Annotated in this window: 20 protein-coding genes and 3 rRNA genes; 18 read left to right on the top strand and 5 right to left on the bottom strand. The window is 68.3% G+C overall.

Annotated features, from left to right (window positions below; all coding sequences use genetic code 11):
• Positions 1-120 precede the first annotated feature (120 nt).
• The gene (gene ilvD, locus OG534_RS15820; protein WP_326588702.1) at positions 121-1,971 is read left to right on the top strand and encodes a dihydroxy-acid dehydratase; all 1,851 of its coding nucleotides are present in this window, start codon (positions 121-123) and stop codon (positions 1,969-1,971) included.
• 59 nt (positions 1,972-2,030) lie between these two features.
• Here the strand turns inward: ilvD and OG534_RS15815 are convergent, their stop codons facing one another.
• Complete coding sequence (locus OG534_RS15815; protein WP_326588701.1) at positions 2,031-4,157, bottom strand: serine/threonine-protein kinase; 2,127 nt, start codon at positions 4,155-4,157, stop codon at positions 2,031-2,033.
• A gap of 106 nt (positions 4,158-4,263) precedes the next feature.
• On the opposite strand from OG534_RS15815, the gene OG534_RS15810 reads away from it, so the two are divergent.
• From OG534_RS15810 to proC, 5 genes are all read left to right on the top strand, one after another.
• Positions 4,264-4,566: an SH3 domain-containing protein gene (locus OG534_RS15810; RefSeq protein ID WP_326588700.1), complete on the top strand. Its 303-nt coding sequence runs from the start codon at positions 4,264-4,266 to the stop codon at positions 4,564-4,566.
• A 66-nt stretch (positions 4,567-4,632) separates the two neighbouring features.
• The gene (locus OG534_RS15805; RefSeq protein ID WP_442807089.1) at positions 4,633-5,187 is read left to right on the top strand and encodes a hypothetical protein; all 555 of its coding nucleotides are present in this window, start codon (positions 4,633-4,635) and stop codon (positions 5,185-5,187) included.
• A 121-nt stretch (positions 5,188-5,308) separates the two neighbouring features.
• Positions 5,309-6,148 carry an ABC transporter ATP-binding protein gene (locus OG534_RS15800; protein WP_326588699.1) on the top strand — a complete coding sequence of 280 codons (840 nt, stop codon included), beginning with the start codon at positions 5,309-5,311 and terminating at the stop codon, positions 6,146-6,148.
• Positions 6,145-6,882 carry an ABC transporter permease gene (locus tag OG534_RS15795; protein WP_326588698.1) on the top strand — a complete coding sequence of 246 codons (738 nt, stop codon included), beginning with the start codon at positions 6,145-6,147 and terminating at the stop codon, positions 6,880-6,882. The genes OG534_RS15800 and OG534_RS15795 overlap by 4 nt, the downstream gene beginning before the upstream one ends.
• A 101-nt stretch (positions 6,883-6,983) precedes the next feature.
• Entirely contained in the window at positions 6,984-7,793 is an 810-nt protein-coding gene (gene proC, locus OG534_RS15790) for a pyrroline-5-carboxylate reductase (protein ID WP_030720587.1), read from the top strand.
• 47 nt (positions 7,794-7,840) lie between these two features.
• Here proC and trpS read toward each other — a convergent pair whose 3' ends face one another.
• Positions 7,841-8,839 (bottom strand): tryptophan--tRNA ligase, encoded by a 999-nt coding sequence (gene trpS / locus OG534_RS15785; RefSeq protein WP_326588697.1) that lies wholly within the window; start codon positions 8,837-8,839, stop codon positions 7,841-7,843.
• Positions 8,840-9,750: 911 nt separating this feature from the next.
• On the opposite strand from trpS, the gene OG534_RS15780 reads away from it, so the two are divergent.
• From OG534_RS15780 to OG534_RS15730, 11 genes are all read left to right on the top strand, one after another.
• A 16S ribosomal RNA gene (locus tag OG534_RS15780) occupies positions 9,751-11,275 on the top strand.
• Positions 11,276-11,557: 282 nt separating this feature from the next.
• Positions 11,558-14,681, top strand: a 23S ribosomal RNA gene (locus tag OG534_RS15775).
• A 76-nt stretch (positions 14,682-14,757) separates the two neighbouring features.
• Positions 14,758-14,874, top strand: a 5S ribosomal RNA gene (gene rrf, locus OG534_RS15770).
• The 16S, 23S and 5S rRNA genes sit together here, the layout of an rRNA operon.
• Positions 14,875-15,081: 207 nt before the next feature.
• On the top strand, positions 15,082-15,747 hold the full coding sequence (locus OG534_RS15765; RefSeq protein WP_326588696.1) for an HAD family hydrolase: 666 nt from the start codon (positions 15,082-15,084) through the stop codon (positions 15,745-15,747).
• 43 nt (positions 15,748-15,790) lie between these two features.
• Positions 15,791-17,005: an MFS transporter gene (locus OG534_RS15760; protein WP_326588695.1), complete on the top strand. Its 1,215-nt coding sequence runs from the start codon at positions 15,791-15,793 to the stop codon at positions 17,003-17,005.
• The gene (locus OG534_RS15755; RefSeq protein ID WP_326588694.1) at positions 16,956-18,125 is read left to right on the top strand and encodes an acetoin utilization protein AcuC; all 1,170 of its coding nucleotides are present in this window, start codon (positions 16,956-16,958) and stop codon (positions 18,123-18,125) included. The genes OG534_RS15760 and OG534_RS15755 overlap by 50 nt, the downstream gene beginning before the upstream one ends.
• 130 nt (positions 18,126-18,255) lie before the next feature.
• Positions 18,256-19,086, top strand: coding sequence for a phosphatase (locus tag OG534_RS15750; protein WP_326593647.1), 831 nt, complete (start codon positions 18,256-18,258; stop codon positions 19,084-19,086).
• A gap of 114 nt (positions 19,087-19,200) precedes the next feature.
• Positions 19,201-19,410 (top strand): helix-turn-helix domain-containing protein, encoded by a 210-nt coding sequence (locus OG534_RS15745; protein ID WP_008738568.1) that lies wholly within the window; start codon positions 19,201-19,203, stop codon positions 19,408-19,410.
• A 142-nt stretch (positions 19,411-19,552) separates the two neighbouring features.
• Positions 19,553-19,651, top strand: a complete 99-nt coding sequence (locus OG534_RS15740; RefSeq protein WP_003948845.1) for a 30S ribosomal protein bS22 — start codon at positions 19,553-19,555, stop codon at positions 19,649-19,651.
• A 95-nt stretch (positions 19,652-19,746) separates the two neighbouring features.
• Positions 19,747-20,820, top strand: coding sequence for an NAD-dependent epimerase/dehydratase family protein (locus OG534_RS15735; RefSeq protein ID WP_326588693.1), 1,074 nt, complete (start codon positions 19,747-19,749; stop codon positions 20,818-20,820).
• Positions 20,820-21,797 carry a lysophospholipid acyltransferase family protein gene (locus OG534_RS15730; protein ID WP_326588692.1) on the top strand — a complete coding sequence of 326 codons (978 nt, stop codon included), beginning with the start codon at positions 20,820-20,822 and terminating at the stop codon, positions 21,795-21,797. The genes OG534_RS15735 and OG534_RS15730 overlap by 1 nt, the downstream gene beginning before the upstream one ends.
• 135 nt (positions 21,798-21,932) lie before the next feature.
• On the opposite strand, the gene OG534_RS15725 is transcribed toward OG534_RS15730, so the two are convergent.
• The 3 genes from OG534_RS15725 to OG534_RS15715 form a co-directional block, all read right to left on the bottom strand.
• Positions 21,933-23,141: a DUF5667 domain-containing protein gene (locus tag OG534_RS15725; RefSeq protein WP_326588691.1), complete on the bottom strand. Its 1,209-nt coding sequence runs from the start codon at positions 23,139-23,141 to the stop codon at positions 21,933-21,935.
• 231 nt (positions 23,142-23,372) lie between these two features.
• On the bottom strand, positions 23,373-24,188 hold the full coding sequence (locus OG534_RS15720) for an ECF subfamily RNA polymerase sigma factor, BldN family (RefSeq protein WP_326588690.1): 816 nt from the start codon (positions 24,186-24,188) through the stop codon (positions 23,373-23,375).
• A gap of 393 nt (positions 24,189-24,581) precedes the next feature.
• Positions 24,582-25,556: an HAD family hydrolase gene (locus tag OG534_RS15715; RefSeq protein ID WP_326588689.1), complete on the bottom strand. Its 975-nt coding sequence runs from the start codon at positions 25,554-25,556 to the stop codon at positions 24,582-24,584.
• A gap of 106 nt (positions 25,557-25,662) precedes the next feature.
• On the opposite strand from OG534_RS15715, the gene OG534_RS15710 reads away from it, so the two are divergent.
• Positions 25,663-25,941 carry a glutaredoxin family protein gene (locus OG534_RS15710; RefSeq protein WP_326588688.1) on the top strand — a complete coding sequence of 93 codons (279 nt, stop codon included), beginning with the start codon at positions 25,663-25,665 and terminating at the stop codon, positions 25,939-25,941.
• The last annotated feature ends 73 nt before the right edge of the window (positions 25,942-26,014 follow it).

Genomic DNA, 26,014 nt, shown 5'->3' with positions numbered 1-26,014 from the left:
CCGTCCCGTCATGCGGACATCCCGTCCGGATCGCGGTCGGTGGGCGTAGCCTCGTATCTGAGCCATATCCGCAGTCGCGGCCGACCGTACGTAAAGCCGCACTCATGGGGAGTGAACCGCATGCCCGAGCTGAGGTCCCGCACCGTCACCCACGGCCGCAACATGGCGGGCGCACGCGCCCTTATGCGTGCGTCGGGCGTAGCGAGCGAGGACATCGGCAAGCCGATCATCGCGGTCGCCAACTCGTTCACCGAGTTCGTCCCCGGCCACACCCACCTGGCACCCGTCGGCCGGATCGTCTCCGACGCCATCCGCGAGGCCGGTGCGATCCCGCGCGAGTTCAACACCATCGCGGTCGACGACGGCATCGCCATGGGCCACGCCGGCATGCTGTACTCCCTGCCCTCCCGCGACCTGATCGCGGACTCGGTCGAGTACATGGTCGAGGCGCACTGCGCCGACGCGCTGATCTGCATCTCCAACTGCGACAAGATCACCCCCGGCATGCTCATGGCCGCCATGCGCCTGAACATCCCGGTCGTCTTCGTCTCCGGCGGCCCGATGGAGGCCGGCCAGGCCACCCTCGTCGACGGCACCGTCCGCAAGCTCGACCTGATCGACGCCATGGTCGACGCCTCCAACGAGAACGTCTCCGACGAGGACATCCTGCGGATCGAGGAGAACGCCTGTCCCACGTGCGGCTCCTGCAGCGGCATGTTCACGGCCAACTCGATGAACTGCCTCGCCGAGGCGATCGGCCTGGCCCTCCCCGGCAACGGCTCGGTCCTCGCCACGCACACGGCCCGCCGCGCGTTGTACGAGGACGCCGGCCGCACGATCGTCGAGATCACCAAGCGCCACTACGAGCAGGACGACCACTCCGTCCTGCCGCGCTCCATCGCCACCCGCGAGGCCTTCGAGAACGCCATGGCCCTCGACATCGCCATGGGCGGCTCGACGAACACGATCCTGCACCTGCTGGCCGCCGCGCAGGAGGCGGGCCTGGACTACGACCTCAAGGACATCGACGCGGTCTCGCGCCGCGTCCCGTGCCTGTCCAAGGTCGCGCCGAACGTGGCGCCCGGCGGCACGTACTACATGGAGGACATCCACCGGGCCGGCGGCATCCCCGCCATCCTCGGCGAGCTGCACCGCGGCGGACTGCTGAACAAGGACGTCACCTCGGTCCACTCCACCAACCTGGAGGACTGGCTGGCGGAGTGGGACGCCCGTTCCGGCACGGCCTCCGAGGTCGCCATGGAGCTGTGGCACGCGGCCCCCGGCTGCAAGCGCTCCGCCACCGCCTTCTCGCAGTCCGAGCGCTGGGAGACCCTCGACCTCGACGCCGAGGGCGGCTGCATCCGCTCGGTGCAGCACGCGTACTCCAAGGACGGCGGCCTCGCGGTCCTCAAGGGCAACATCGCGGTCGACGGCTGCGTCGTGAAGACGGCCGGCGTCGACGAGTCGATCTGGACCTTCGAGGGTCCGGCGGTCGTCTGCGAGTCGCAGGACGAGGCCGTCGACAAGATCCTCCGCAAGGAGATCAAGGCGGGCGACGTCGTCGTCATCCGCTACGAGGGCCCGCGCGGCGGCCCCGGCATGCAGGAGATGCTCTACCCGACCTCCTTCCTCAAGGGCCGCGGCCTCGGCAAGGTCTGCGCCCTGGTGACGGACGGCCGCTTCTCCGGCGGCACCTCGGGCCTGTCCATCGGCCACGCCTCGCCGGAGGCGGCGTCGGGCGGCACCATCGCGGTCGTCGAGGACGGCGACCGGATCCGCATCGACATCCCGAACCGCTCCATCGAGCTCCTGGTCGACGAGGCCACCCTGGCGGCCCGCCACGAGGCCCTCGGCGGCGTCTACGCCCCGAAGAACCGCGAGCGCAAGGTCTCCGCGGCCCTGCGCGCCTACGCCGCGATGGCCACGAGCGCCGACAAGGGCGCGGTCCGCGACGTCTCCCTCCTGGGCTGACCCACCCGCACATCCCCGCCGCCGCCCCCGCCCCTCTCAGGTGCGGGGGCGCCGCCGTTTCACCACCGGGCAGGATCCCCCGCATCGACGGCGAACACGACCCCATCGGGCGCACTCCCGAACACCCGCCCGCCGCCGACCACGGGGGCGGGCAGCGTCGCCGCATAGGTGTTCAGGCCGTCGGCCATCCGCGGCCTGGTCTGTCCCGCCATCCGCCCGGTGCCCGCGTCGACGGCCAGGAGCCTTCCGTCCGGCGCGGTCAGAAAGACCCGGCCGTCGGCGCACACCGGCCGCGAGGCCACCGCCACACCCGTCTCCAGCCGCCACTGCTCCTTGGCGGCGCCGACCGCCACCAGCGTGCCCGAGGTGCCGAACAGGTACACGACTTCGTCCTGACCCACCGTCGCCTCCGTGTCGTACAGAGGCGCCGTCAGCCCCACCCGCCGGATCGCGTGCGTCGCCAGGTCGGCCCGCACGACCGCGGTGGTCTTGGAGCCCGTGTCCTGATCCAGCAGGTACAGCCCGCCGCGCGCAACGCCCACCGGTCGCAGCCGCCCTGTCGCCCGGAACTGCCCGCGCACTGTTCCGGTTGTCGGGTCCACGGTGACCAGTTGTGTCGACCCGCCGCTGGCCTCGGGGGTCGCCACGTACAGTCCCGGCGCTCCGGAATCCTGCGTACCGGCCCACCACAGGGATCCGGCCCCACCGATCTGCCTGGTCCAGAGAGGCGCGCCGCTCGCCGCGTCCAGTGCGGTGACACTGCCGGTCGCTCCCACGAGCAGGACCTGCCGGTCCGCGGTCACCACCCGCGACCCGCCCGGCAGTTTCCGCTTCCACCGCTCCGCCCCCGTGACCGGGTCCAGCGCCTGGAGCGTTTCGCTGCCCGGCACCACCACGAGGACCTGCCCCCCGGCGTGCGCCGGCGCACTGTCGGTGGTCGTCCGGGCCGTCGGAGCGGTTGCCTCCACCGCCCAAACCGTCGAGCCGTCCATGGGGTCGAGCCGGGCCGCGGCGAGACCCGGCCCGGCGCAGTAGAGGGCCGCGGACTGCCAGGAGCAGGCCCCGATCCGGCTGCCGGTCCCGGGCTTCCCCAGAGGTACGGCCCATGGTGCGAAGCTCTTCTGCGGCGCCGGATCCGTCTGTGAGGCGGGCCGGCCGGGCGGCTCGGCCGCGGTCCCGAACTGCAGGTACCCACCGATCGCCGCGCCCGTGAGCAGCAGCCCGAGCCCCGCCCCGACGGCCACCCGAGCCCGGCGTCCGGCCGTCTTGGGCCCGGTGGCGATTCGTTCCCTCCGGTGGGTGATCTGCTCGACCTCGACCTCGGCCGGCTGCCGCGGTCGGGGGACGAATGCCTGGGTGTCCTCGCCGGTCGGGTACGCGACCGCCCGCATCTCGGCGATCAGTTCCTCGGCGGTGGGCCGCTCCGCCGGCTCCTTCGCCAGGCACCGCGCGACGAGCGGTGCGAGCTGCGGCGGCAGCCCGGTCAGATCGGGCTCGCTGTGCACCACCTGGTACGCCACCAGGTAGTGGCTGTCCGAGTCGAACGGCCCGCGCCCTGTCGCCGCGTGGACGAGGACCGCCCCCAGGGCGAAGACATCCGCGGCGGTGCCCACGTCCCGTGGCCGCTGGAACTGCTCGGGCGCCATGTACGGCGGCGTCCCGATCAGCTTGCCCGTCTCGGTCCGCAGGTCGCTGTCCGCCGGACGGGAGATGCCGAAGTCGATGACCCGCACCCCGTCCGGTGCCATCAGCACGTTGCTGGGCTTCAGATCCCGGTGCACCACACCCGCGCGGTGGATGTCTCGAAGGGCCTCGGCCAGCCCGGCGGCGAGCCTGGCCAGCTCAACGGGGGCCAGCACCCGTTCGCGCACCCGCTCGGCGAGCGTCGGGGCGTCGATGAACAGGGTGGCCATCCAGGGCCGCTCGGCATCGGGGTCGGCATCCACGACGGGCGCGGTGAACGCCCCGCTCACCCGCCGCGCCGCGGCGACCTCCTGCCGGAACCGGGCCCGGAACTCCGGATCCACCGCGTGCTCGGCGTGCACGATCTTGACGGCGAGTTTCAGCCCCGAGTCGGAGGTGGCCAGATGGACGACGCCCATTCCGCCGGAACCGAGCACTGATTCGAGCCGGTACTGCCCGGCGTACTCCGGAAAGCCCACGTAGTCCGCGCGCAGCGAATGCACCGCTCACCACCCCCGCCGGAGCCTAGTCGATGCCCCGTACGCATCTTCAAGGTCCTGCTACCCTGCGCGAGTTGCGCAGGGCAACGCCCATGGGGGGAGATTTCACATGTCGGTAGAGAACGATTCGGGCCAACTCCAGAGTCTGGCCGCCGGTTCCGGATACCCGACGTTCCCGGTCGCTCCCGGCTACCGGCTGAACGTCCGCAGCGGCCCCGGCACCAACTACTCGGTCATCGACGTCCTGCCGCTCGGCGCGACCGTCTCGATCCGCTGCCAGTGCGACGGCACCACCATCTCCGGCCCGTACGGCACGTCGGACATCTGGGACTGCATCGGCAACGGCCGGTTCGTCTCCGACGCGTACGTGAAGACCGGCAGCGACGGCTACGTGACCAACCAGTGCGGCTAGGCCGGACCCCGTCTGACACGTGAGACACGCCCGGCCCGGCCGGCCCGGCGGGGGATAATCGCTGTTGTGAGCGACGACCAGCGAGACCAGACCCCCGCCGAGCCGGCCGACCAGGCTCCGGCCCAGGCTCAGGCCCAGGCGCCGGTCCCCACCGGCCCCGAGCCCGAGCCGATCCCCTTCTTCGGCACCACCTGGGTGAACCACGACGGCGGCTACGCCCTGCGCCGCGTCGGCCTCGCCATCGGCTCGCTGGTCACCGCCATCGCCGCCGCCGTCCTGCTCCGCCTCTCCTACGAGGGCCTGGAGATCGGCAACGTCGGCCCCTTCCTCAGCATCTCCGTCGTCATCCTCTTCGCGATCGCCAGCTCCATCGCCTTCGTCAAGACCTGGGCGTCCTTCAGCAGCCGCCCCGCCCCGTCCTCCGACGAGGCCGCCCTCAAGGGCCTCAAGGTGATCGGTTTCATCGGCTCCCTCATCGCGTACTTCCTGCGCTGCCTCGGCGAGGCCCCGGGCGAGAAGCTCCGCCGCGCCGAGTACGAGCGCGCCAAGGCCGACTTCGCCCGCCGCCGCAGCACCCGTACGGGGAACCCGGCCGCCCGCCGCCCCAAGCGCAAGAAGTAGCTCGGGCCCGCCCCGAGCCTGGCCGATCCCGCCCCCGAGCCCGGCCGATCCGGCCCCGAACCCCAGCCGATCCCGACCCGGTCATTGACGCCCCGGCACAGCCAGGAGCATTATTCATCACATGATGAATAATGAGCCCGGCCGTGACCCGGCCCCCACCCCGGGCCACGCCGAGCCCACCGACCCCGCCCCGCCCGCCGTACACGCCCACGGCCTGACCGTCCGCCGCGGCACCGGACGCGCACCCCGCACCGTCATCGACGGCATCGCCTTCGACGTCCCCCGCGCCCGCATCACCGGCCTCCTCGGCCCCTCCGGCTGCGGAAAATCCACCCTCATGCGCGCCATCGTCGGCACCCAGGCCCACGTCACCGGCACCCTCGACGTCCTCGGCCGCCCCGCCGGCCACCCCGAGCTCCGCTCCCGCATCGGCTACGTCACCCAGGCGCCCTCCGTCTACGACGACCTCACCGTCCGGCAGAACCTCGACTACTTCGCCGCGATCCTCGACCCCGGCCGGGCAGCCGCCGACCGCCGCGCCCACGCCGTCCGGCAGGCCATCGCCGACGTCGACCTCACCACCCACACCGACGCCCTCGCCGGCAACCTCTCCGGAGGCCAGCGCAGCCGCGTCTCCCTCGCCGTCGCCCTGCTCGGGACCCCCGAGCTCCTCGTCCTCGACGAACCCACCGTCGGCCTCGACCCCGTCCTGCGCCGCGACCTGTGGAACCTCTTCCACGACATCGCCGCCACCCGCGGCGCGACGCTCCTCGTCTCCTCCCACGTCATGGACGAGGCCGAGCGCTGCCACGACCTGCTCCTCATGCGCGAGGGCCGCATCCTCGCCCAGGACACCCCCGACGCACTGCGCACCCGTACCCACTGCGCCACCGTCGAGGAGGGCTTCCTGCGCCTCGTCGACGAGGCCAACGCCCTCGCCGCCCAGGAGGCGACCCCGTGAACAGCGCCCGCACCACCGCCACCGCCACCCGCGTCCTGCGCCAGCTCCACCACGACCCGCGCTCCATCGCGCTGATGCTGCTGGTCCCCGTACTGATGCTCACGCTGCTGCGCTTCGTCTTCGACGGCAGCCCCCGCACCTTCGACGGCATCGGCGCGTCACTCCTCGGGATCTTCCCCCTCATCACCATGTTCCTGGTGACCTCCATCGCGACGCTGCGCGAACGCACCTCCGGCACCCTGGAACGCCTCCTGGCCATGCCCCTGGGCAAGGGCGACCTCATCGCCGGCTACGCCCTCGCCTTCGGCGCCGTCGCCGTCGTCCAGTCCCTCCTCGCCACCGGCCTCGCCCTCTGGTTCCTCGGCCTCGACGTCGTCGGCTCCCCCTGGCTCCTCCTCCTCGTGGCCCTCCTCGACGCCCTCCTCGGCACCGCACTCGGCCTCTTCGTCTCCGCCTTCGCGGCCTCCGAGTTCCAGGCCGTCCAGTTCATGCCGGCGGTGATCTTCCCCCAGCTGCTCCTCTGCGGCCTCTTCGCCGCCCGCGACACCATGCACCCGGTCCTCGAAGGCCTGTCCGACGTCATGCCCATGTCCTACGCCGTCGACGGCATGACCCAGGTCCTCACCCACACCGACATGACCGCCGACTTCGTCCGCGACGCCGTGATCGTCGCCGCCTGCGCCCTGCTCGTCCTCGCCCTCGGCGCGGCCACCCTCCCCCGCCGCACCCCCTGACCGCACTCCGGACACTGCCTCCCCCTTCATCGCCCGGGTGCGAGGATGAGGACGTATACGCAGCCCACGCGCACACAACAGTTCGGCGAGGTGAATCGGGCATGACCCAGACAGTCGCAGTCCTCGGTACCGGCAAGATCGGCGAGGCCCTGCTCAGCGGAATGATCCGCGGCGGCTGGCCCGCCTCGAAGCTCCTCGTCACGGCCCGCCGCGCCGACAGGGCCGAGGAGCTCCGCACCCGCTACGGGGTCGAGGCCGTCTCCAACGCCGAAGCCGCCAAGCGCGCCGACACCCTCATCCTGACCGTCAAGCCCCAGGACATGGCCAAGCTCCTCGACGAGCTCGCCCCGCACGTCCCCGCCGACCGCCTGGTCATCAGCGGCGCCGCCGGCATCCCCACCTCCTTCTTCGAGGAACGGCTCAGCCCCGGCACCCCCGTCGTGCGCGTCATGACGAACACCCCCGCCCTCGTCGACGAGGCCATGTCCGTCATCTCCGCCGGCAGCCACGCCACCGCCGAGCACCTCGCCCACACCGAGGAGATCTTCGGCGGCGTCGGCAAGACCCTGCGCGTCCCCGAGTCCCAGCAGGACGCGGCCACCGCCCTCTCCGGCTCCGGCCCCGCGTACTTCTACTTCCTCGTCGAGGCCATGACCGACGCCGGCATCCTCCTCGGCCTGCCCCGCGCCCAGGCCCACGACCTGATCGTCCAGGCCGCCATCGGCGCCGCCGTGATGCTCCGCGACAGCGGTGAGCACCCGGTCAAGCTCCGCGAGGCGGTCACCTCCCCGGCCGGTACGACGATCAACGCGATCGTGGAGCTGGAACGGCACGGCGTCCGCGCCGCCCTGATCGCCGCCCTCGAAGCGGCCCGCGACCGCAGCCGCGAGCTCGCCTCCGGCAACAGCTGAGACACCCGTACCGGTGGGGGCCCCGCAGCACGCGGGACCCCCACCCGTCACGGCTCCAGCAACCCGATGGCCCGGTACGCCCGGTCCACCACGGGCCGCGCCAGCTCCCGGGCCCGCCCCGCGCCCTCCCGCAGCACCTTGTCCACCTCCGCCGGATCGCCCGCCAGCTCGGCATGCCGCTCCTGCACCGGCCGCAACAGCTCGACCACCGCGTCGGCGACGTCCCGCTTCAGCGCCCCGTAGCCGCTGTACCCCTCGGCGAGCGCGGCCGGATCACCCCCGGAGCACGCCGCCAGGATGTCCAGCAGATTCGCGACGCCCGGCCGCGCCTCCCGGTCGTAGACCACCGCGCCGTCCCCGCTGTCCGTGACCGCCCGCATCACCTTCTTGCGCACGACCCCGGGCTCGTCGAGCAGATAGACGATCCCCGCCCCGCTCTCGTGGGACTTCCCCATCTTCGACGTCGGCTCCTGCAGGTCCATGACCCGCGCGGCCACCGCCGGATGCGTGGCCTTGGGCACGGCGAAGGTGTGCCCGTACCGCTGGTTGAAGCGCACCGCCAGATCCCGGGTCAGCTCGACGTGCTGCCGCTGATCCTCACCGACCGGCACCTCCTGGGTCCCGTACGCCAGGATGTCGGCGGCCATCAGCACGGGATAGGTGAGCAGCGACAGCCGCACCCCCTCCCCGGTGGCCTGCGCCTTCGCCGCCTTCTCCTTGTACTGGATCATCCGCCGCAGCTCGCCGTCGGCGGCGGTGCACTCCAGCAGGTACGCCAGCCGCGTGTGCTCGTCCACATGGCTCTGGACGAAAAGGGTGCAGCGCCGCGGGTCCAGCCCGGCGGCGAGCAGGAGCGTTGCCGCCTGCCGACTCAGCCTTCGTACGCGCGCCGGCTCGTGCTCGACGGTCAGCGCGTGCAGATCGACGACGCAGAACAGCGCCGAGTCCGGCTCCTGGTCGGCGGCGACCCACTGCCGTACGGCCCCCAGGTAGTTCCCCAGCGTCAGGTGCCCGGTCGGCTTGATCCCGCTGAAGATCCTTGTCATGTCCTGCTCTCCCTGTGTGTGAGTGGTGTCGAGGCCACCGCGTCGGCGACCGAGCCACTCCCGGGAGGGGAGAAACAAAAACGGCCGCCGAAGCGGCGGCCGTGAGCGCATGCGTGCTCGTGTGGAAGGTCGGCCGCCGTCAGGCGGCCCACCAGCGAAGGCTGAGCGTGAGCACATGCGTAGTCATGGGCCCCAGCGTAGACGGCCGGCGATGAGAACGGCATGGGTTTCGCGGACCCCGCGTGGCAGGTCAGCCGGGGGTTGACACAGGTGTGCCCGATCCGTAAGGTTCTTCGAGTTGTCCGAAGTGAGCGCCGACCCCGGTCGGTCCCCGGACAGCCATCCCGCACCACACATTCGAACGAACGACGCACTCCGTCGTCCCGTTTTCATGCGTATTTGCGAATGAGGAATCCGTGTCCGAGGACGCAGTCGCCGATTAGGTTCGGGGGCGAGGAATCCGCTACTGTCTCACTCGCCGAAGGGCCTAACAGCCCCGAAGCAAAGCCCGCTGACTGGGAGTCAGGCCCGAAAGGATCTGATAGAGTCGGAATCGCCGAAAAGGAAAGCGCGAAAGCGAATACCTGGAAAGCACCGAGGAAGTCGGACACGAAAGAGTCTGATAGAGTCGGAAACGCAAGAACAGAACGAAAGCCCGGAGGAAAGCCCGAGAGGGTGAGTACAAAGGAAGCGTCCGTTCCTTGAGAACTCAACAGCGTGCCAAAAATCAACGCCAAAAGTTGATACCCCGTCCATTTCGGTGGATGAGGTTCCTTTGAAAAAGACCTGCGGGGTCGTCTTCGGATGATGCTCGCAGGCAATTACACAGCGAGGACGTTGTGGCGCGTCGGTCTTATTCCGACCTGACGTGCCCGCTCTAAGTGATGTGTGCACCCGATTACGGGTAAACATTCATGGAGAGTTTGATCCTGGCTCAGGACGAACGCTGGCGGCGTGCTTAACACATGCAAGTCGAACGATGAAGCCCTTCGGGGTGGATTAGTGGCGAACGGGTGAGTAACACGTGGGCAATCTGCCCTTCACTCTGGGACAAGCCCTGGAAACGGGGTCTAATACCGGATACCACTCCTGCCCGCATGGGTAGGGGTTGAAAGCTCCGGCGGTGAAGGATGAGCCCGCGGCCTATCAGCTTGTTGGTGGGGTAATGGCCCACCAAGGCGACGACGGGTAGCCGGCCTGAGAGGGCGACCGGCCACACTGGGACTGAGACACGGCCCAGACTCCTACGGGAGGCAGCAGTGGGGAATATTGCACAATGGGCGAAAGCCTGATGCAGCGACGCCGCGTGAGGGATGACGGCCTTCGGGTTGTAAACCTCTTTCAGCAGGGAAGAAGCGAAAGTGACGGTACCTGCAGAAGAAGCGCCGGCTAACTACGTGCCAGCAGCCGCGGTAATACGTAGGGCGCAAGCGTTGTCCGGAATTATTGGGCGTAAAGAGCTCGTAGGCGGCTTGTCACGTCGGATGTGAAAGCCCGAGGCTTAACCTCGGGTCTGCATTCGATACGGGCTAGCTAGAGTGTGGTAGGGGAGATCGGAATTCCTGGTGTAGCGGTGAAATGCGCAGATATCAGGAGGAACACCGGTGGCGAAGGCGGATCTCTGGGCCATTACTGACGCTGAGGAGCGAAAGCGTGGGGAGCGAACAGGATTAGATACCCTGGTAGTCCACGCCGTAAACGTTGGGAACTAGGTGTTGGCGACATTCCACGTCGTCGGTGCCGCAGCTAACGCATTAAGTTCCCCGCCTGGGGAGTACGGCCGCAAGGCTAAAACTCAAAGGAATTGACGGGGGCCCGCACAAGCAGCGGAGCATGTGGCTTAATTCGACGCAACGCGAAGAACCTTACCAAGGCTTGACATATACCGGAAAGCATTAGAGATAGTGCCCCCCTTGTGGTCGGTATACAGGTGGTGCATGGCTGTCGTCAGCTCGTGTCGTGAGATGTTGGGTTAAGTCCCGCAACGAGCGCAACCCTTGTCCTGTGTTGCCAGCATGCCCTTCGGGGTGATGGGGACTCACAGGAGACCGCCGGGGTCAACTCGGAGGAAGGTGGGGACGACGTCAAGTCATCATGCCCCTTATGTCTTGGGCTGCACACGTGCTACAATGGCCGGTACAATGAGCTGCGATACCGTGAGGTGGAGCGAATCTCAAAAAGCCGGTCTCAGTTCGGATTGGGGTCTGCAACTCGACCCCATGAAGTCGGAGTTGCTAGTAATCGCAGATCAGCATTGCTGCGGTGAATACGTTCCCGGGCCTTGTACACACCGCCCGTCACGTCACGAAAGTCGGTAACACCCGAAGCCGGTGGCCCAACCCGTAAGGGAGGGAGCTGTCGAAGGTGGGACTGGCGATTGGGACGAAGTCGTAACAAGGTAGCCGTACCGGAAGGTGCGGCTGGATCACCTCCTTTCTAAGGAGCACAGTACCGATTGCAGACAAACGTTCTGCACGGTCAGCTCAGGGTGGAACGTTGATTAGTTGGCACGGTTTCTGAAACCTCCTGTGAGTACTGCTTCGGCGTGGAAAACAGCGATGGTGGACGGGATCGTGCCTGGCACGTTGTTGGGTCCTGAAGGTACGGCCGTAAGGTCATGTCTTCAGTGCCGGCCCCAGTGAACTCATCGGTTTGTCCGGTGGGGTGGTGGGTGGCTGGTCGTTGTTTGAGAACTACACAGTGGACGCGAGCATCTGTGGCCAAGTTTTTAAGGGCGCACGGTGGATGCCTTGGCACCAGGAACCGATGAAGGACGTGAGAGGCCGCGATAGGCCCCGGGGAGCTGCCAACTGAGCTTTGATCCGGGGGTGTCCGAATGGGGAAACCCGGCAGTCGTCATGGGCTGTCACCCACTGCTGAACACATAGGCAGTGTGGAGGGAACGCGGGGAAGTGAAACATCTCAGTACCCGCAGGAAGAGAAAACAACCGTGATTCCGGGAGTAGTGGCGAGCGAAACCGGATGAGGCCAAACCGTATGCGTGTGATACCCGGCAGGGGTTGCGCATGCGGGGTTGTGGGAATTCTTTTGATCGGTCTGCCGGCCGGTCGGCGAGTCAGAAACCGTTGATGTAGTCGAAGGACATGCGAAAGGTCCGGCGTAGAGGGTAAGACCCCCGTAGACGAAACATCAGCGGCTTGCTTAAGAATCTCCCAAGTAGCACGGGGCCCGAGAAATCCCGTGTGAATCTGGCGGGACCACCCGCTAAGCCTAAATATTCCCTGGTGACCGATAGCGGATAGTACCGTGAGGGAATGGTGAAAAGTACCGCGGGAGCGGAGTGAAATAGTACCTGAAACCGTGTGCCTACAAGCCGTGGGAGCGTCGCTGTATGTGCTTGCACATACAGTCGTGACTGCGTGCCTTTTGAAGAATGAGCCTGCGAGTTAGCGGTGTGTAGCGAGGTTAACCCGTGTGGGGAAGCCGTAGCGAAAGCGAGTCCGAATAGGGCGATTGAGTTGCACGCTCTAGACCCGAAGCGGAGTGATCTAGCCATGGGCAGGTTGAAGCGGAGGTAAGACTTCGTGGAGGACCGAACCCACCAGGGTTGAAAACCTGGGGGATGACCTGTGGTTAGGGGTGAAAGGCCAATCAAACTCCGTGATAGCTGGTTCTCCCCGAAATGCATTTAGGTGCAGCGTCACGTGTTTCTTGCCGGAGGTAGAGCACTGGATAGGCGATGGGCCCTACCGGGTTACTGACCTTAGCCAAACTCCGAATGCCGGTAAGTGAGAGCGTGGCAGTGAGACTGTGGGGGATAAGCTCCATGGTCGAGAGGGAAACAGCCCAGAGCATCGACTAAGGCCCCTAAGCGTACGCTAAGTGGGAAAGGATGTGGAGTCGCAGAGACAACCAGGAGGTTGGCTTAGAAGCAGCCACCCTTGAAAGAGTGCGTAATAGCTCACTGGTCAAGTGATTCCGCGCCGACAATGTAGCGGGGCTCAAGCGTACCGCCGAAGTCGTGTCATTGCAGCAATAGGGCCAACGCCCGCTGTGATGGGTAGGGGAGCGTCGTGTGCCGGGTGAAGCAGCAGCGGAAGCTAGTTGTGGACGGTTCACGAGTGAGAATGCAGGCATGAGTAGCGATACACACGTGAGAAACGTGTGCGCCGATTGACTAAGGGTTCCTGGGTCAAGCTGATCTGCCCAGGGTAAGTCGGGACCTAAGGCGAGGCCGACAGGCGTAGTCGATGGACAACCGGTTGATATTCCGGTACCCGCTTTGAAACGCCCAATATCGAATCCTCTAATGCTAAGGCCGTGAAGCCGTTCCGGAGCCTTCGGGCAAGGGAAAGTGGTGGAGCCGCCGATCCAAGGTGGTAGTAGGTAAGCGATGGGGTGACGCAGGAAGGTAGTCCAGCCCGGGCGGTGGTTGTCCCGGGGTAAGGGTGTAGGCCGAGGGGTAGGCAAATCCGTCCCTCATATAAGGCTGAGACCTGATGCCGAGCCGATTGTGGTGAAGTGGATGATCCTATGCTGTCGAGAAAAGCCTCTAGCGAGTTTCATGGCGGCCCGTACCCTAAACCGACTCAGGTGGTCAGGTAGAGAATACCGAGGCGTTCGGGTGAACTATGGTTAAGGAACTCGGCAAAATGCCCCCGTAACTTCGGGAGAAGGGGGGCCATCACTGGTGATCGGATTTACTCCGTGAGCTGGGGGTGGCCGCAGAGACCAGCGAGAAGCGACTGTTTACTAAAAACACAGGTCCGTGCGAAGCCGTAAGGCGATGTATACGGACTGACGCCTGCCCGGTGCTGGAACGTTAAGGGGACCGGTTAGTGCGCTTTCGGGCGTGCGAAGCTGAGAACTTAAGCGCCAGTAAACGGCGGTGGTAACTATAACCATCCTAAGGTAGCGAAATTCCTTGTCGGGTAAGTTCCGACCTGCACGAATGGCGTAACGACTTCTCGACTGTCTCAACCATAGGCCCGGTGAAATTGCACTACGAGTAAAGATGCTCGTTTCGCGCAGCAGGACGGAAAGACCCCGGGACCTTTACTATAGTTTGATATTGGTGTTCGGTTCGGCTTGTGTAGGATAGGTGGGAGACTTTGAAACCCCAACGCCAGTTGGGGTGGAGTCGTCGTTGAAATACCACTCTGGTCGTGCTGGATGTCTAACCTCGGTCCGTGATCCGGATCAGGGACAGTGTCTGATGGGTAGTTTAACTGGGGCGGTTGCCTCCCAAAGAGTAACGGAGGCGCCCAAAGGTTCCCTCAGCCTGGTTGGCAATCAGGTGTTGAGTGTAAGTGCACAAGGGAGCTTGACTGTGAGACCGACGGGTCGAGCAGGGACGAAAGTCGGGACTAGTGATCCGGCGGTGGCTTGTGGAAGCGCCGTCGCTCAACGGATAAAAGGTACCCCGGGGATAACAGGCTGATCTTCCCCAAGAGTCCATATCGACGGGATGGTTTGGCACCTCGATGTCGGCTCGTCGCATCCTGGGGCTGGAGTCGGTCCCAAGGGTTGGGCTGTTCGCCCATTAAAGCGGTACGCGAGCTGGGTTTAGAACGTCGTGAGACAGTTCGGTCCCTATCCGCTGTGCGCGTAGGAATATTGAGAAGGGCTGTCCCTAGTACGAGAGGACCGGGACGGACGAACCTCTGGTGTGCCAGTTGTCCTGCCAAGGGCATGGCTGGTTGGCTACGTTCGGGAGGGATAACCGCTGAAAGCATCTAAGCGGGAAGCCTGCTTCAAGATGAGTATTCCCACCTCCTTGAGAGGGTAAGGCTCCCAGTAGACGACTGGGTTGATAGGCCAGATGTGGAAGCCCGGTAACGGGTGAAGCTGACTGGTACTAATAGGCCGAGGGCTTGTCCTCAGTTGCTCGCGTCCACTGTGTTAGTTCTGAAATAACGAACAGCTGTGAAAACACCAGCGTTCAAATTTCATAGTGTTTCGGTGGTCATAGCGTTAGGGAAACGCCCGGTTACATTCCGAACCCGGAAGCTAAGCCTTTCAGCGCCGATGGTACTGCAGGGGGGACCCTGTGGGAGAGTAGGACGCCGCCGAACAATCATTGCGGGAAGCCCCGCACCAGACCCTTCGGGGTCCGGTGCGGGGCTTTTCTGCGTTCACCGGCAGATCGCGATCCAGGCCGCGATCCGCGCCGCGATCCGGATCGCGACCTGCCGGCCGGCGCGGGAGGGCCGGCGACACGGATGGCCGGGAGCGGGCACGGCGGAACCGCTCCGCATCCCTTTCCTCCGTAATGTGGAGCTATGGGCTACGACCTCGTCATCTTCGACAACGACGGCGTGCTGGTGGACAGCGAGCCGCTCGCCAACAGCATCCTCGCCGGGTACCTGACCGAGCTGGGGCACCCGACCACCTACGAGGAGTCGGTCCGCGACTACATGGGGTCCGCCGTGCACCGGGTGCACGACCTCGTCTCGGAGCGGACCGGGGAGCGGCTGCCGGCCGACTTCGACGAGACGCTGCACGCGCGGACCGTCGCCGGGTTCGAGCAGGAGCTGAAACCCGTACCCGGTGTGGAGGAGGTGCTGGGCGCGCTGACCGCTCAAGGGGTCGCGTACTGCCTGGCCTCCTCCGGGAGTCACGAGCGGATCAGGGTCGGGCACCGGGTGGCCGGACTCGACGGGTGGTTCGAAGAGGAGTGGATCTTCAGCGCTCAGGACGTGGGCCAGGGCAAGCCGTCTCCGGACCTGTACCTGCACGCGGCGCGGCAGATGGGCGTGGAGCCCGACCGCTGCGTGGTCATCGAGGACAGTCCGCTCGGCATCCGGGCCGCCGTCGCCGCGGGCATGGACGTGTACGCGTTCACGGCGATGCTGCCCGCCGACGAGCTCCCCGGGGCCACCGGGCACTTCGGGGACATGAAGCAGCTCACCGGGCTGCTCGGGCTGGAGGCCGGACTGGGTATGTGATCTCTCTACCCACGGGTAGCCCGTGGCCCTACGCTGACCCGCCATGACGGATGATGTGCGGCTGCGGCGGGGCCGCGGCGCTCTGGGGTTCAGCTTCTTCGTGCAGGGCGTCGCCTTCGCGCTGCTCGTGACCCGGATCCCGGCCATCCAGGACCGGTACGGGATATCCGACGGCCTGCTGCCGGCCTTCCTCGCCGCCGTGCCGATCCTCGCCGGTGCGGCGAGCGTGGCCACCGAGCACCTGGTGAAGCGGGTTGCTCCCAGCGTGGTGCTGCGGTGGGCGCAGCCCGTCGTGCTGCTCGCCCTGCTGGGCGTCGGGGCCGGCAGCCAGATGTGGCACGTGGCGGTGGCCCTGGGGGTGTTCGGGCTGTCGGTGGGTGCGCTGGACGCCTCGATGAACATGCTCGGGGTGAGCCTGCAGCGGGCGTACGGGCGCAGCATCATGCTGGGCTTTCACGCCGCGTACAGCCTCGGCGGGATCCTCGGGGCGTCGGCGGCGTGGGCCGGGGCGCACTGGCATCTGGGGCTGTTCGTCTCCTATCTGCCCGCCGTGGCCGTGCTGCTGCCCCTGGTCCTGCTGGGGAGCCGCCGCTACGTCGACCACCAGCAGGGCGAGGCGGTGGCCGAGAAGGGGCTGGGGGCCGGGGGGTTCAAGCTGCTGCTGCCGCTGTGCCTGGTGATGGCGTGCGCGTACATCGGGGACTCGACGGTGGCGAACTGGAGTGCCAAGTACCTCCAGGACGTGCTCGGAAGCTCGGAGCAGATGGCGACCGTCCCCTACAACGTCTACATGGTGACGACCCTCATCGGGCGGGCCGTCGGGGACCTGGGCGTGCGGCGCTTCGGGGCGGTGGCCGTGGTGCGGGGCGGGACGCTGGTCGCCGCCTGCGGGTTCGCCGTCGTGGCCGCGGCGCCGGGCGCGTGGGTGGGGATGCTGGGCTTCACGCTGCTGGGGATCGGGCTGTGCGTGATCGTGCCGCAGACCTTCGCCGCGGCGGGGCGCCTCTTCCCCGGCGCCTCCGACACGGCCGTCGCGCGGCTGAACATCTTCAACTACGTCGGCTTCCTGATCGGGTCGCCGCTCGTCGGGGGGATCGGTGACGCCTGGAGCTACCGGGGCGCGATGCTGGTGCCGATGGTGCTGGTCCTGGTGACACTGTTCTACGCCCGCTCGTTCGGCTCGGACGGCGCCCGATACGGTGTCGGGCATGAGCGGCCGCGGGTTGTTGATGTGGGACGAGGCGGTAACGAGGTATGACTTCGGACCGAGCCATCCGATGGACCCGGTGCGCCTGGCGCTGACCATGGGCCTGGTGCGGGCCTTCGGGCTGGACCGGGCCATGGAGGTGCGGGCGGCGCCGGTGGCCGGGGACTCCACCCTGCGGCTCGTCCACCGGGAGGACTACGTCGCCGCGGTGCGCGAGGTGTCCGCCGACCCGGGCGTCGCCGACGGGTCGTACGGGCTGGGCACCATGGACGATCCGGCCTTCCACGGGATGCACGAGGCGTCCGCGCTGATCGCAGGGCAGTCCGTGGCGGGCGCGGAGGCGCTCTGGCACGGTGAGGCGGAGCACGCCGTGAACTTCGCCGGCGGGCTGCACCACGCCATGCCGGGCGGCGCGGCCGGTTTCTGCGTGTACAACGACGCGTCGCTGGCCGTGGCGCGGCTGCTGGAGCTGGGGGCCGAGCGGGTCGCGTACGTGGATGTGGACGTGCACCACGGGGACGGCGTGCAGGCGGCCTTCTACGACGACCCGCGGGTGCTGACCATCTCCCTGCACGAGCATCCGCGGACGCTGTTCCCGCAGACCGGCTGGCCCGAGGAGACCGGAGGCCCGGCGGCGGAGGGGTCGGCGGTGAACATCGCGCTGCCCGCCGGGACCGGGGACGAGGGATGGCTGCGGGCCTTCCACGCCGTCGTGCCGGAGCTGCTGGCGGACTTCCGGCCGCAGGTGCTGGTGACCCAGCACGGGGCCGACACGCACTTCGAGGACCCGCTCGCGCACCTGGCGGTGTCGCTGGACGCCCAGCGGGCCGTCCAGGAGGCCTGCCACCGGCTCGCGCACGAGTACGCGGACGGGCGGTGGCTGGCGCTGGGCGGCGGCGGGTACGCGGTGGTGGACGTCGTACCGCGGTCGTGGACGCACCTGGTGGCGATCGCGGCGCACCGGCCGGTGGATCCGCAGACGGCGGTCCCGGCCTCGTGGCGGGACGAGGTGTACGCGCTGACGCGGCATTCGGCGCCGGCCCGGATGACGGACGGGCGGACTCCGCAGTGGCGGGAATGGGACGCGGGCTACGACCCGGCGGACCGTACGGATCAGGCCGTTCTGGCGACCCGGCGGGCGGTCTTCCCGCTGCGCGGCCTGCTGGCCTGAACCGGGCTGTTCCGGCCCCGCCGCGCACGCCCGCGGGGCCGGAACCGGCTCCTGATGCATCGTTACGCCAACGGTGGGGCTGTTCGCCGGAATTGATGACCCGCCAGGTGTGGTGCGGCAGCATCGGAGGGTGTTGAGCACCGGCGCGCTGCGTGCGCATCTGCTGGCCGCCCGGTTGGCCGGGCCCGTAGCCACCTCCCGGGAGGAGAGCCTGCGCAGTTACCGGCTGTTCGCGGCGCGCGACCCGCGGGTGATGCTGGGGCTCGATCCGGAGTGGGGCTGGGGCGAGGGTGACCTGCTGAGGCTGATGGCGGACAAGTGCGGGGTCTCGGCGGATCCGGCGCACGTCAGCGGGCCGGACGTGATCGATCCGGAGCGGACGGTGGCGGCGCTGGAGGCGTTCGCGGGGCGGCTGCGCGAGGCGGCGAGGGCGCGCTCGCCCGTGCTGTTCGGGACCGGCCACCCGCATCGGCTCCTGGGGTTCTACGCCGGTTTGGCCGAGGCGATGTCGGCGGCGGGATGTGTTGTCCTCACTCCGGCGCAGGGGGCGAGTGTCGACATGGCGACCCGGTTCGGCGTACGCACGTACACCATCGAATACGTACGGGGGGTCGCACTGGTGCGGGAACCCGGCGTGCAGGTGCCGGGGAGTGCCACCGGCGTGCACACCCATTCACCACTCCCGGTTCGGCTGGCGCTGGGGGCCCTCGCGGAGGCCGGCGGGCCGCTGCCGGACCTGGTGGTGGGGGATCACGGGTGGGTCTGCGGCGCAGGTCAGCTCGGCGTGGACGCGATCGGGCTGGCGGACACGGACGATCCCGCGCTGTTCGTCGGCGAGGCCGAGGGGCGGGTCGCGGTGGCCGTTCCGCTTGATGACGCGGTGCGAGCGGACTACTACCGACCGCTTACTCGCTATGTTCTCGGCCGGGCGAGTCTGACGGGGCGGCAGGAGTGGCCGTAGCTCCTCTTCCCCACTCGTATCACGCGCCCCTACTCTGGGGAGTGAGCGTGCGACGACGAGGAGTAACCGGAGGGGAAGCCGGTGCCCGTCATGCGCGGAAGGTCAAGGTGTGTCATGGCTGCTGGCGAGAGGCCTCTCAGCGAGGTTCAGTTCCTGACCGTGGCGGAGGTTGCCTCGGTGATGCGAGTGTCGAAGATGACCGTGTACCGGCTGGTGCACAACGGTCATCTGCCCGCAATCCGGGTGGGCCGGTCCTTCCGGGTCCCCGAGAACGCGGTTCACGAGTACCTCCGAGAGTCCTATGTGGGGGTGGAGTCGGCCTGAGACTGACGGACCCCGACGCCTTTGTAACCCCTGGGAAGCACTCGGATTACAGGCTCAGAGCTCGGGCGGGTAGGCTAGGCCGACGTAGGTCGTGTGGGCCCAGACGCCCCGCACCAGTGAAGAGAAGTGAGCGAGGGTAGTCGTGGGCTCTGTTATCAAGAAGCGGCGCAAGCGGATGGCTAAGAAGAAGCACCGCAAGCTGCTCAAGCGCACCCGCGTCCAGCGCCGTAACAAGAAGTAAACGGCAGCTGTACGTGTTTTCCGCAGCCCCTCCACCATCCTGGTGGAGGGGCTGCGGTGCAGCCGGGGGACTTCTTCGAGGGAGGCGCTGAGCTCGTGGGGAAGGTCGTACTCGTCACCGGGGCTGCCCGGCAGTTGGGCGGCCGCTTCGTGCGCCGCATCCAGCGTGACCCGGAAGTCGAGCGGGTGATCGCGGTCGACGCGGTGACACCGCCGCACCGGCTCGGATCGGCTGAGTTCGTCCGTACGGACATCAGGCAGTCGGCGATCGCCCGGGTGCTGGCCGAGCACGCCGTGGACACGGTGGTGCATCTGGCGGTCACCGGAGGCAGTGCAGGAACCGGCGGTGCGCACAGCACCGTCAAGGAAACGAACGTCATCGGGACGATGCAGCTCCTCGGAGCCTGCCAGAAGTCGCCGACCGTACGGCGGCTCGTGGTGAAGTCCAGTACGAGCGTGTACGGGGGCACTTCGCGCGATCCGGCCGTCTTCACCGAGACCACGGAGCCCAAATCACTGCCGGCGGGCGGCTTCGCCAAGGACGCCGCCGAGGTCGAGGGATACGTACGGGGCTTCGCGCGCAGGCGGCCGGACGTCGCGGTGTGCGTGCTGCGGTTCGCGAACATCCTGGGGCCCTTCGCGGACTCGGCGCTCGCCGAGTACTTCTCGATCCCCGTGATGCCGACCGTGCTGGGCTACGACCCGCGGCTGCAGTTCGTGCACGAGGACGACGTGCTCGAAGTCCTGCAGCTGGCGGCGCGGGAGCCCAGACGCGGGACGCTGAACAGCGGGACCTTCAACATCGCGGGTGACGGCGTGCTGCTGCTGTCGCAGTGCTCGCGGCGGCTGGGGCGGCCGACGCTGCCGCTGCTGCTGCCGGCGCTGACCTGGGTGGGCTCCGCGCTGCGGGCGGTCGGGGTCACCGACTTCTCGCCGGAGCAGATGAGGCTGCTCACGCACGGCCGGGTCGTGGAGACCACGCAGATGCGGGACGTGCTCGGCTTCGAACCGCTGTACACGACCGCCGAGACCTTCGCGGACTTCGCGCGGAGCCGGGGGAACGGTCTGCTGCCCCCGGAGCGGGTCGGGCGGGCCGTGGACCGGGTGGCGGCCATGCTGGACCCAGACGGGCCCAAGGACGACGTCGAGGCTGAAGGAGCGAAGCGATAGTGGCGGACGCCAAGGTCATTCCGTTCGACGAGGACCGGCCGCGCCGGCGGATGCCCCGCCGGGTGCGGGCGGTGGCCGCTCCCGAGCCGGTGGTGGAGCCGCCGGCGGCCCCGGAGCGTCCTGCGGCGGTGCCCGGCGACAGCTGGGACCGGAAGGTCGCGGGCGGGCTGGCGTTCCTGCGGCGGCGGATCACCGGGGAGTACGAGGTCGACGACTTCGGCTACGACAAGGAACTGACGGACCAGGTCCTGATGTCCCTGATGCGGCCGCTGTACGAGAAGTACTTCCGGGTCGAGGTCCGGGGCATCGAGAACATCCCGGCCGAGGGCGGCGCGCTGATCGTGGCGAACCACTCCGGGACGCTGCCGCTGGACGGGCTGATGCTCCAGGTCGCCGTTCACGACCACCACCCCGCGGAGCGGCACCTGCGCCTGCTGGCGGCCGACCTGGTGTTCATGCTGCCGGTGGTGAACGAGCTGGCGCGCAAGGCGGGACACACGCTGGCGTGCGCGGAGGACGCGCAGCGGCTGCTGGAGGCCGGGGAGCTGGTCGGTGTGATGCCGGAGGGCTTCAAGGGGATAGGGAAGCCGTTCGGAGACCGGTACAAGCTGCAGCGGTTCGGGCGGGGCGGGTTCGTGTCGACGGCGCTGCGGGCGGGGACGCCGATCGTGCCGTGCTCGATCGTGGGGGCGGAGGAGATCTACCCCATGGTCGGCAACGCGAAGACGCTGGCGCGGCTGCTGGGGATCCCGTACTTCCCGATCACGCCGACGTTTCCGTGGCTGGGGCCGCTCGGGGCGCTGCCGTTGCCGACGAAGTGGACGATCCAGTTCGGTGAGCCGATTCCCACCGGGGGGTATGCGGCGGAGGCGGCGGAGGATCCGATGCTGATGTTCAACCTGACGGATCAGGTGCGGGAGCAGATTCAGCACACGCTGTACAAGCTGCTCGTGCAGCGGCGGTCCGTGTTCTTCTGACCGTGAGCGGTCCGGGGGCTCTGCCCCCGGACCCCCGTCGCCTCAATCGCCGGCGGGGCTGATGCGGTGAGGCGGGGCTGAAGGGAAAGGGGCGGGGCTGCCGAGGCAGCCCCGCCCCTTTTTCCGTTCCGCTTTCTACTCCGCGTCCTCCGTGTCGAGGCCCAGGCCCGGGAGGAGGCCCGGGAGGAGCGGCGGGAGGGTGATGTCCGGCCCCGGGTTCTCCGGCGTGCCCGAGGAGGGCGGGGCCGACTGTCCCGTGGGCGGGTTGAGCAGGTCGCCCGTGCCGCCCAGGAGGCCGCCGCCGGCCGGTGGCCGGGTGCTGCCCGAGGGGGACGGCGCGGGGCTGCTGCCCGAGGGCGTGCCCGCGGCGGGAGCGGACTGCTGCGTCCCGCTGGGGGTGCCCGGCTTGGTGGAGGCGCCGGGCGAGGCGGTGCCGCCGCGGGTCTGCTCCGGTGGCTTGGGGAGCAGGCTCTGGAGCGGCGCCACGTCCTCGTCTATGGCCTGGAAGACCGACTCCACCTGGCCGCCCACGTCGGTGAGCTGCGCCGGGAGCCTCTCGCGGAGCTTGCCCCACGCGTCGCGGTGGGAGCGGGAGAACGACGACAGCGTCTGGATCGGGCCGAGCGAGCCGTCCCGTTCGTACGCGAGCTGGAGGAGGCGGTGGCCTTCCTCCGCGTCGTGCTTCACGCCCGCCAGTGCGCGGCGGATCTCGCCCAGGGATTCGTGGTCCAGGACGCCGGTCCGGCCCCGTTCCATCAGCCTGCGGGCTTCCGACAGGCGGTTCGAGGCCTGGTCGAGATAGAGCTCGCCCCGGTCCGAATCGTCGTCGGCCATCCCCAGCTTCAGGTCCTCCATGCCCCGCTTCACGGGGTAGAGGTGGTCACCGGGCAGGGCGTCGGAACTGGCAGCGGCCACTCCGCTGAAGGCCCCCGCGGCCACACCCACGGTGAGGCCGCCCGCTGCGATGCCCTTGGACCAGCGGGAGCGGGGCCGCAATTTCCGGAGCGGGGTCGCCCGGTGGGCGCCGCGGCCGGTCCGCTGTTCGGGCACCTGAGGGTCCGAGGCCGCACCACCCCCGGCCCTCTCCTCCAGCACCATGGTCTCCATGGCGGCAATGAGCTGGGCTCGTTGCACCACTTTGACCTCGGGGTCCAGCACTGGGCGCGGCATTCTTTCGCCGAGCACGCTCGCCAGGGCCAACAACCGGTCGTGGTCGGCAGGTTCGGCAGGTGCCTCGGACTGCTCGGCCGCCGGGTCCGGTTCCGAAAGCTCGGACGGGGTCCGATCCTCCAGGGCCTGGGCGAAGGCGTTCGCCCGCCGGTGCGGGGTTACGTTCGCGATCACTGGCGGCACCTCCTCTCGTCATGACGATCGACTCCCCAAGGTGTCCGGAAGGTTGCCTTCCTTGAGCACGTCCACACTTTCGAGTGAGCGGCTTCGGGCAAAGCGTGTCCACAGGGAGCCTGCATTCCGCACAACGAGCGTCGCGGCACTTGGGTTACGGACGAAGGATGATCGGACCACAGCGTCATCGAGGGGTCACCGAATGTGAGGTTGTGTTGTCTGGTCGGACCGTCAGCGGGCGTCGTCGGGAAGGAGGCGGGCCAGCGTGCGGACCGCCCGGTACTGGAGCGTCTTGATGGCGCCCTCGTTCTTCCCCATCACCCGGGCCGTCTCGGCGACCGAGAGGCCCTGCAGGAAGCGCAGGGTCACGCACTCCTGCTGCTGCGGATTGAGTTTCCGTACGGCCTCCAGCAGGGCCGCGTTGGAGAGGGACTCCAGGACGGAGTCCTCGGGGCTGCGCTCGACCTCGTTGGCGTCGAGCATCTCGCCGGTGGTGACCTCCAGCCGGAAGCGGCTGGACTTGAAGTGGTCCGCCACCAGGTTGCGGGCGATCGTCACGAGCCAGGCGCCGAAGTCGCGGCCCTGCCAGGTGAAGGTGGAGATCCGGCGCAGGGCGCGCAGGAAGGTCTCGCTGGTGAGATCCTCCGCCGTCGCCTTGCCGCCGACGCGGTAGTAGATGTACCGGTAGACCGTGTCGCTGTACTGGTCGTACAGGCGGCCGAAGGCCTCGGCCTCGCCCGCCTGGGCGCGTTCGACCAGGTCCATCATGCGGGCCTGGTCGCTGTCCGCGGTGGGGCGGCGGTGGGTGGCCTGGGTGCTCGTGCCGGCGGCGCCGTTCGAGCCCGAGGCCGCGCGGCCTCGTCTGCCCACCGTCGCGCCGCCGTCGGTCAGGGCATAGCAAGGACCGGCCGGGCCGAGGCCGGCCGGGACCGCGCCGGCGAGGGCGGGGGCGGCGTACGCGGTGGGGACGAAGCCGCGCAGGTGGTCGAGGACCGTTGCGCGCAGCTGAGCCAGGCCCGAGGCGTCAACCCCGACAGGTGGGTACACGGGACTCCCAGAGGCAGAGCTTCCATCACGTGCAGTGCGGGACCGTTCACCCGTCGTGGCGACAGATGGCCGGTGGCATGCGTTTGAGGAGAATAACGCTTCGTACAGGCAGCGCTACACCCAGTTGCTCAAATCACCGCTTCCGACACTTCTGTTGCGTGTCGAGGGCATATTCAGTCGCAGTTGGTGATCGATTCTTGATCGCTTGGGTACGCGGAATGGACGCTTCCGAGGGGCTCGCGACCGAGTCGGGCATGCGGGAGTGCCCCGCGGACGGGGGGTGGGGCTGGGGGAATGCCCCGGCTCGGCGGGGCGGAAACGCGGGGGAGGCCGCGCCGGGGGCGCACCGGACGGTTCCGGTGCTGGCGGAGGCCGGTGCGGGGCCCGGAGTTGTTACTTGCGGCGGCGGTGCAGGGCGATGGCCGCGGCCGCGCCGCCCGCGATCGCGCCGACCCCGGCGGCGGCCGGGACGCCGACCTTCACGGCCTTGCGACCGGTCCGATAGTCGCGCAGCCGCCAGTCGTTGGTCCGGGCATGCTTGCGCAGTTTTGTGTCGGGATTGATCGCGTACGGATGTCCGACCAGTGACAGCATCGGGATGTCGTTGTGCGAATCGCTGTACGCGGCGCAGCGTTCGAGATCCAGCCCCTCGGCGGTGGCCAGGGCGCGGACCGCCTCCGCCTTGGCGGGGCCGTGCAGGGGCTCGCCGACCAGGCGGCCGGTGTAGACGCCGTCGACGGACTCGGCGACGGTGCCCAGGGCCCCGGTCAGGCCGAGGCGGCGGGCGATGATCGTGGCCGTCTCCACGGGGGCGGCGGTGACCAGCCACACCTTCTGGCCGGCGTCGAGGTGGGCCTGGGCCAGGGCGCGGGTGCCCGGCCAGATCCGCTCGGCCATGTACTCGTCGTAGATCTCCTCGCCGATGGCCATCAGCTCGGAGACCTTGTGGCCCTTGACGATGGACAGGGCGCTGTCGCGGGCGTCCTGCATGTGCTCGGGGTCCTCGACCCCGGCGAGCCGGAACCAGGCCTGCTGCCAGGCGAAGCGGGCGAGCTCGCGGCGGCGGAAGAACTCGCGCTTGTAGAGGCCGCGGCCGAAGTGGAAGATCGCGGCGCCCTGCATGACGGTGTTGTCGAGGTCGAAGAAGGCGGCGGCGAGATCGTCGCCGGCGACCGGGAAGACCGGCTCGGCCGGTCGCGCTTCCGGTCGTTCCTCGAGGAGGGCCTCGGGTTCCGCTTCGGGTGCGGTGAGTGGTGGGGCCTCGGCCAACGCGGTCTTGCGGGCGGCCTCGGCCGAGGCCTCGCCCGCCAGCACGCTGCGTGCGGTGGCGGAGCGCCTACGAGGGGGGAGCCATCCGAGAGCGGCCATGACGCGAGCATAGCCACTGTGTTCGGGAGTTCCCGAACCGATGGGATGCGGAGGCGTGAACTCTTCGGGGCGGCGCTGTTACGCGAAGGCGCGGGAGAATGAGGGCATGAGCCCTTTGTTGCGCCGCAAGGAAAAGAAGCGTCCCGGTGAGCGGATGGTGACGCTCATCGGGAAGCCGGGGTGCCACCTGTGCGATGTCGCGGAGGAGGTCGTCGCGAAAGTGTGCGCCGAGACGGGTGCACAGTGGGAGAAGAAGGACATCTCGCAGGATGAGGAGCTCTACCGGCTGCACTGGGAGCAGATTCCGGTGGTGCTGGTGGACGGCGAGCAGCACACCTTCTGGAGGGTGAACCCGGACCGGCTCCGGCGGGCGTTGGAGGACTGACCCTCTTCCCGGTTACCATCATGGGCGATTTGTGGGGTCTGGGGGCGTATCTGTGAGGAGTGTGCACGGGTTT

It is taken from the genome of Streptomyces sp. NBC_01294, assembly GCF_035917235.1.
GTDB lineage: Bacteria > Actinomycetota > Actinomycetes > Streptomycetales > Streptomycetaceae > Streptomyces > Streptomyces caledonius.
The sequence above is the reverse complement of the archived record's forward strand: the minus strand, read 5'-3'. Positions and strand labels throughout refer to the sequence as shown.

What these genes read in the sequence shown, in the direction of transcription:
- OG534_RS15760 (WP_326588695.1), top strand. Translation starts at nt 15,791, where the DNA reads ATGACGGATGATGTGCGGCTGCGGCGGGGCCGCGGCGCTCTGGGGTTC.
- OG534_RS15810 (WP_326588700.1), top strand. Translation starts at nt 4,264, where the DNA reads ATGTCGGTAGAGAACGATTCGGGCCAACTCCAGAGTCTGGCCGCCGGT.
- OG534_RS15715 (WP_326588689.1), bottom strand. Translation starts at nt 25,556, where the DNA reads ATGGCCGCTCTCGGATGGCTCCCCCCTCGTAGGCGCTCCGCCACCGCA.
- OG534_RS15755 (WP_326588694.1), top strand. Translation starts at nt 16,956, where the DNA reads ATGAGCGGCCGCGGGTTGTTGATGTGGGACGAGGCGGTAACGAGGTAT.
- OG534_RS15745 (WP_008738568.1), top strand. Translation starts at nt 19,201, where the DNA reads ATGGCTGCTGGCGAGAGGCCTCTCAGCGAGGTTCAGTTCCTGACCGTG.
- proC (WP_030720587.1), top strand. Translation starts at nt 6,984, where the DNA reads ATGACCCAGACAGTCGCAGTCCTCGGTACCGGCAAGATCGGCGAGGCC.
- OG534_RS15765 (WP_326588696.1), top strand. Translation starts at nt 15,082, where the DNA reads ATGGGCTACGACCTCGTCATCTTCGACAACGACGGCGTGCTGGTGGAC.
- ilvD (WP_326588702.1), top strand. Translation starts at nt 121, where the DNA reads ATGCCCGAGCTGAGGTCCCGCACCGTCACCCACGGCCGCAACATGGCG.
- OG534_RS15800 (WP_326588699.1), top strand. Translation starts at nt 5,309, where the DNA reads ATGATGAATAATGAGCCCGGCCGTGACCCGGCCCCCACCCCGGGCCAC.
- trpS (WP_326588697.1), bottom strand. Translation starts at nt 8,839, where the DNA reads ATGACAAGGATCTTCAGCGGGATCAAGCCGACCGGGCACCTGACGCTG.
- OG534_RS15710 (WP_326588688.1), top strand. Translation starts at nt 25,663, where the DNA reads ATGAGCCCTTTGTTGCGCCGCAAGGAAAAGAAGCGTCCCGGTGAGCGG.